General features: G+C 64.4%; 6 protein-coding genes. 3 read left to right on the forward strand and 3 right to left on the reverse strand.

The annotated features are described in order from the left end of the window. Positions 1 to 202 precede the first annotated feature (202 nt). Positions 203 to 757 (forward strand): DUF4142 domain-containing protein, encoded by a 555-nt coding sequence (locus tag K0S66_RS03780; protein ID WP_301073778.1) that lies wholly within the window; start codon positions 203 to 205, stop codon positions 755 to 757. 100 nt (positions 758 to 857) lie between these two features. Then, positions 858 to 1,712, forward strand: coding sequence for an MBL fold metallo-hydrolase (locus K0S66_RS03785; protein WP_301073779.1), 855 nt, complete (start codon positions 858 to 860; stop codon positions 1,710 to 1,712). 87 nt (positions 1,713 to 1,799) lie between these two features. On the opposite strand, the gene K0S66_RS03790 is transcribed toward K0S66_RS03785, so the two are convergent. The 3 genes from K0S66_RS03790 to K0S66_RS03800 are packed head-to-tail and all read right to left on the reverse strand — an operon-like array spanning position 1,800 to position 4,399. After that, the gene (locus tag K0S66_RS03790; RefSeq protein ID WP_301073780.1) at positions 1,800 to 1,916 is read right to left on the reverse strand and encodes a DUF2474 family protein; all 117 of its coding nucleotides are present in this window, start codon (positions 1,914 to 1,916) and stop codon (positions 1,800 to 1,802) included. Then, positions 1,916 to 2,923, reverse strand: coding sequence for a cytochrome d ubiquinol oxidase subunit II (cydB, locus tag K0S66_RS03795; protein WP_301073781.1), 1,008 nt, complete (start codon positions 2,921 to 2,923; stop codon positions 1,916 to 1,918). Before cydB ends, K0S66_RS03790 begins: the two co-directional genes overlap by 1 nt. Before the next feature lie 3 nt (positions 2,924 to 2,926). After that, positions 2,927 to 4,399: a cytochrome ubiquinol oxidase subunit I gene (locus K0S66_RS03800; protein WP_301073782.1), complete on the reverse strand. Its 1,473-nt coding sequence runs from the start codon at positions 4,397 to 4,399 to the stop codon at positions 2,927 to 2,929. Between the two features lie 251 nt (positions 4,400 to 4,650). Between K0S66_RS03800 and K0S66_RS03805 the strand changes: the two genes are divergently transcribed. Then, a complete protein-coding gene (locus tag K0S66_RS03805; protein ID WP_301073783.1) occupies positions 4,651 to 5,985 on the forward strand; it encodes a GGDEF domain-containing protein in 1,335 nt (444 codons plus the stop codon). Positions 5,986 to 6,000 lie beyond the last annotated feature (15 nt).

Genomic DNA, 6,000 nt, shown 5'->3' on the forward strand with positions numbered 1-6,000 from the left:
ATGCTCCGCGCTCGGCACGGCCATAGAACTTTCCGCTGCCAGCAATTCCGAGCAGGCTGAGAAGCGGCGCGTTCCTACGCCAGCGCACGGGACAAGCAGACCGCATGACCAGGCCCGCGGCGGCGCACTCAGCTGGACTGGGCGCGCCGGCGCTTTGACGCGCCAACACCGACACACCGTTCAAAAACAACAGGAGAGCAAGATGATGAAGACCATCAGCCTTACCATGGCATTGGCACTGACCGGCGCGGCGCTGCCCGCAATGGCACAGACGCCGCCGCCGCCGCCGCCCGCCGAAGCGAAGTCGCAGGCCGAGCCCTATGTCATGGCCGCGGGCAAAAGCGATCTGTACGAGATCAATTCCAGCAAGATCGCGCTTCAGAAGGCCCAGCGCCCCGAAGTGAAGCGGTACGCGCAGATGCTGATTGACCACCATCAGAAGACCACCGCCGCAACCATGGCGGCGGCGCGCAAGGCCGGCATGACGCCGCCCCCGCCAGCACTGGATGCCGGGGCGACCGCCTCGCTGACCGAATTGCAGAATGCGGCGCCGGGTGATTTCGACCGGCTGTATCTGGCGCAGCAGGTGCCGGCGCATCAGGCCGCGCTGGACCTTCATCGCAGCTATGGCACCGGCGGTGACCAGCCAGCGCTTCGCACGTCCGCCAACAAGGCCGTGCCGTTCGTGCGCCAGCATCTGACCGATGCACAGCGCATGATGAAGGCGACCACGACGCGAAACTCTGGTAGCATGTAAGCCATGACGGACGTCGCGCGCCGGTGACGTCCGCGCTCGATCCGGGGGTGTCGCTCGGCGGGGCCCCCGGATGCCCCCCTTTGCACACGGGCCATTGCGTATGCGGATCCATCACCTGAATTGCGGCACCGACTGCCCGGTGGGCGGTGCGTTGTTCGACGGCCGCAGCCTGGGGCTGCACGGTACGCTGGTCTGCCATTGCCTGCTGATCGAAACCGACGCCGACGGGCTGGTGCTGGTCGATACCGGCTATGGCCTGAACGATGTTCACCATCCCCATGACGCGGGGCATGTTCGGGTGCCGCGCCCATGGCGTGCGATGCTGAACATCCAGTTGCGCGAGCAGGAAACCGCCGTCCGCCAGATCGAGGCGATGGGGTTTCGCGCGACCGACGTCCGACACATCGTGGTCACTCACCTGGACTTCGATCACGCGGGCGGGCTGGACGATTTTCCCAATGCGACTGTCCATGTCATGCAGCGCGAGTTCGACGATGCGACGATGGCGCACGACGGCTTTGTCGCGCACCATCGCTGGCGATCGCCGCAGTTGAACGACGTGCGACTATGGCGCCGCTACAGTTCCGCTGGCGAGCCGTGGTTCGGATTTGACGCGGTGCGCGACTTGCCCGGGCTACCACCCGAGATCCTGATGATCCCGCTGCCGGGGCACACCTGGGGCCATGCCGGGGTAGCGGTGCAGCGCGACGATGGGCGCTGGCTGTTGCACGCAGGCGACGCCTATTTCTATCGCGGCGAAATGCGCGCCGCGCGGCGGCGCTGCACGCCTGGCCTGCGCGCCTATCAGCGGCTGATGGAAGTCAGCGCGGAGCACCGGCTGCGTAATCAGGAGCGGCTGCGCGTTCTGTCGATCGAGCGGCGCGGCGATGTGTCGATCGCTTGTGCGCACGATCCCGTCGAGCTGGAACGCTGCCAGGCGGGGCGGCCGCTCTAAGGGCAGGAGCGCGGCACCGGGCCACACGCGGCGCGGCGCCGCCTCGTACGGTTTCGCCGCCTTCGCTACTGCCGGGATCAGGCGAGCTCAGGTTTTCAACCAGAAGCGTATCAGCGTCGCGAGGATTCCGATCGCCGAGACGCTCAACGCCCAGATGAAGGCCATCCAGCCGACCCGCTGCCACAAGGGCGCATCCATATCCATCAATGATAACCCTCCATGCCCACCTTCCCGCGGAACACCCAATAGGACCAGGCGGTATAAATCAGGATGATCGGCACCAGGACCACGGCGCCGACCAGCATGAAGACCTGGCTGCGTTCCGGTGCCGCGGCCTGCCAGATCGTCAGCGCCTCTGGCACGACATAGGGCCACATGCTGACGCCGAGGCCGATGTAGCTCATCAGAAACAGCGCCAGCGCCAGAAAGAACGGCCGCGCCTCGCGCCGGCGACGTAGCGACCGGTAGAAGGCAAAAGCGACGATCGCGCTGAGCAGCGGCACTTGCGAGGTCAAATAAATCGCCGGGCTGCCTAGCCATTTCTGGCGATAATCGGCGTCGAGGCCGAGCGTTGCAAAACTTACGAGGACGATCGCGATCAACGTTGCGACGAAGAAGCGGCCGGCCAGGCGAAAGGCATGGTCCTGTGTCGAACCCTCGGTCTTCCAGATCAGCCAGGTGGCGCCCAGCAGGCCATAGCCGCACACCACGCTGATCCCGGTCAGCATGCTGAACGGGCTCGCCCAGTCGAGCCACCCGCCGGCATAGACACGGTCGGCGACCGTAATCCCCTGAAGCAGCGCGCCCAGCGTCACACCCTGCGCGAAGGCGGCGACGAACGATCCGGCGGTGAAGGCGAAATCCCATCCGGCGCGATGCGCCGGATCGCGCCAGCGTGCCTCAAACGCAACCCCGCGAAAGACGAGGCCGAGCAGCATGGCGATGATCGGCGGGTACAGCCCCGTCATCACGACGCCATAGGCCAGCGGGAAAGCGGCCAGCAGCCCTCCCCCGCCCAGCACCAGCCATGTTTCATTCCCATCCCACACGGGAGCGATCGCGTTCATCGCCTGATCGCGCTCCGGCCCCACGCTGAAGGCGGGGAAGAGGATGCCGATGCCCAGATCGAACCCATCCATCACAACATAGGCGAAGACAGCAAAGGCGAGGATGAAGGCCCAGACAACCGTCAGGTCGACGTTCACGCCCATGGCTCAGGCCCCCGCCAATTGGGTGGGACCAGGCGTGATGCCGGCGCTGCGGATCGGGCCCGAACCCTCCGTCGGTTCGGGCTCGTGGACCTGCACGCCCTTGTTCATCAGGCGAAGGATGTACCAGGTGCCAAAGCCGAAGACCGCGAAGTAGACGATGATGAACGCGATCAGCGACGAGGCGACCGCAGGCGCAGCCAGTGGCGACACGCTGTCCGCGGTCGTGAGCAGGCCATAGACGGTATAGGGCTGACGCCCGACTTCGGTCGTGACCCAGCCAGCAATCACTGCGACGAAGCCCGAGGGCCCCATGGCGACGGCCGCGCGATGGAGCAGCGGCGTCGTATAGAGCCGGCCGGTCGCGCGGGCGTACAGGCTCCATAGTCCCAGCGTCAGCATCGCCAGACCGGTCACCACCATGATCCGAAAGGCCCAGAAGACCATCCCGACGGGGGGCTGACGATCAAGCGGGACGGTATTGAGCCCCGAGAGCGGTGCGTTCAGATCGTGCTTCAGGATCAGCGACGACAGCTTCGGGATCTCGACCGCGTGATCGACGCGCTGCTCGCGTGAATTGGGGATGCCGAACAGGATCAGCGGCGCACCGTCCGGGTAGCTTTTGTAATGCCCCTCCATCGCCATCACCTTGGCCGGTTGATGGTCGAGCGTGTTGAGCCCGTGCATGTCGCCGGCGATGATCTGCATCGGCGCGACGATCGCCGCCATCCACATCGCCATCGACAGCATCGTGCGCCCCGCCTCCGTCGACCGCGGCGCATCGGCGATCAGCTCGGCGGGATCGCCGCCCTCATGCGAGGCGACGGTGGGGCCATGCCGCTGCTTGAGCAATTGCCACGCTCCCACCCCGCCGACCACGAACGCGGTGGTGAGATAGGCGGCCAGCACGGTGTGCAGCAGCCGATAGGGGAAGCTGGGATTGATGATGATCGCCAGCCAATCGGGACCAGGCACGAACTGACCGTCGGTATTCATCGCATAGCCGGTCGGCGTCTGCATCCAGCTGTTGACGCTGATGATCCAGATTGCGGAGATCAGCGTACCAACGGCGACCATCAGCGTGGCGAAGAAATGGAGCGATCGCCCCACCTTCTTCATCCCGAACAGCATGACCCCAAGAAATCCCGCCTCAAGGAAAAAGGCGGTCAGTACCTCATAGGCCATCAGCGGCCCGATGATCGGCCCCGCCTTGTCCGAGAAGACGGCCCAATTGGTACCGAACTGATAGGACATGACGATGCCGGAAACGACGCCCATGGCAAAGGTGATGGCAAAGATCTTCAGCCAGAAACGGAACAGGTCGAGATAGACCTCACGGCCCGTGCGCAGCCACAGCCCCTCTAGCACCGCCAGATAACTCGCCAGTCCGATCGAGAAGGCGGGGAAGATGAAATGGAAGCTGACAGTGAAGGCAAATTGGATGCGCGCGAGGAGCAATGCGTCAAGGCCATCGAACATCGGCGTCCATCCTCAAGAAGCGCGCAACCGCCGGCGTGCGCGGGATTCTGCGGCCGAGGGGGGCTTGACGCTACACGTAAGTCCCACAGGCGTGCCGAGTCGCACCGCCGGGCGCATGGGCTTGAAACCGCTCGCGCTGGCGCGGTGCATACCCCTGCCAACCTTTTGCTAACCAAAGAGTATCAAGGCGGTAGTAGAAGGGTCTGAACGGCATCCGGATCGGGGGATGCAGTCTCTAGGTGTTGGTGAAAATGGCAGCGAATGAAGCTCCGGGCGGCAGCGTCGGGATCCTGCGACGGGTCGCGTCAGAGCATGGCGTCGACATGGTGGCGCGTTTCTATGACACGCTGCTGCAGGACGACGAGGCGCAGCGCTTCCTGAACCATTCGGTGGTGCACACCAGGCTGAGCACCTCGTTGCTGGAGTGGCTGAAGGCGCTGTTCGACGAGGCGGACATTCGCGATTGTCCGCGCATCCAGGAACGCCAGCACGTGATCGGGCAGGTTCACGCCCGCATCAACATTCCCATCCATCTCGTGATGCAGGGCGCCGCGGCGCTGAAGGCACGATTTGCTCAGGTTCTTCCGGGCCTTGCCGAGCCGCATAGCGGCCTCGCGGCGCTTCAGCTCGGGCATGAGCGGATCGACGTCGCCATCATGATGATGAGCCAGGCCTATGTGAAGGACACCACCGCACGGGCAAGGCTCGATGAGGCCTATCGGCTGTTCTCGATCGATCAGGACGTATCGACCGAGAAGGAGGCGCAGAAGGCCAGCCTGATGGAGTGGAGCCAGAAGACACTGTTCAGCCTGCTGCAGGGCAAGGCCGATAATGGGCTGACGCGGCTATCGGATTCCCCTTTCGGACTATGGCTGCGGCACCGGGCGAGCTTCATGTTTGAGCGCTCGATCATCTACCAGGACCTGCTGGCTGAGACGCATCGGATCGACCGCCTGTTGCTGCCGCAATTGGAAGAGCCGGGCGGATCCAACCAGCGCACCGAGACGCTGTCCGACTTACAGGCGGCGGTAACCCGCGTCTCGTCGCTGGTGATGGAATTGTTTCAAAGCCTGACGGCGATGGAGAGCGGCCGAGATCCGCTTACCCGCACGCTCAACCGCCGCTTCCTTCCGGCGATCCTGGGGCGCGAGATCGAATTCGCCAATGCGAATAGCAGCGGACTGTGCATCATCCTGCTCGATGTCGATCACTTCAAACAGATCAACGATCGACACGGCCATCAGACCGGCGATCTCGCGCTGCGGCAGGTGGCGCAGGTCGTCATGGATCATGTGCGACCGAGCGACTTCGTCTTTCGCTATGGCGGCGAAGAGTTCCTGATCGTCCTGAACGAAACGCGCGCCGCGCAGGCCCACGTCATCGCGGAGCGGATTCGCGGCGCGCTGGAGCAGACCCGGATCGATGCGGGTGGCGAGGACGCGCTGGCGATCACGGCATCGATGGGGGTGGCCGAGCATCATGGTCACCCGGACCAGGCGCGACTGATCAAGGATGCGGACGCCGCGCTTTACCGCGCGAAGGGAAATGGCCGCAACCGGATCGAGATTGCCGCAGCGGCGGGATGATCTGGAGTGACGACT

The organism is Sphingomonas sp. (assembly GCF_029239295.1).
Taxonomy (GTDB): Bacteria; Pseudomonadota; Alphaproteobacteria; order Sphingomonadales; family Sphingomonadaceae; genus Sphingomonas.

Coding starts and splice junctions, on each gene's coding strand:
- K0S66_RS03800 (WP_301073782.1), bottom strand. CDS start 4,399: ATGTTCGATGGCCTTGACGCATTGCTCCTCGCGCGCATCCAATTTGCC.
- cydB (WP_301073781.1), bottom strand. CDS start 2,923: ATGGGCGTGAACGTCGACCTGACGGTTGTCTGGGCCTTCATCCTCGCC.
- K0S66_RS03790 (WP_301073780.1), bottom strand. CDS start 1,916: ATGGATATGGATGCGCCCTTGTGGCAGCGGGTCGGCTGGATGGCCTTC.
- K0S66_RS03785 (WP_301073779.1), top strand. CDS start 858: ATGCGGATCCATCACCTGAATTGCGGCACCGACTGCCCGGTGGGCGGT.
- K0S66_RS03780 (WP_301073778.1), top strand. CDS start 203: ATGATGAAGACCATCAGCCTTACCATGGCATTGGCACTGACCGGCGCG.
- K0S66_RS03805 (WP_301073783.1), top strand. CDS start 4,651: ATGGCAGCGAATGAAGCTCCGGGCGGCAGCGTCGGGATCCTGCGACGG.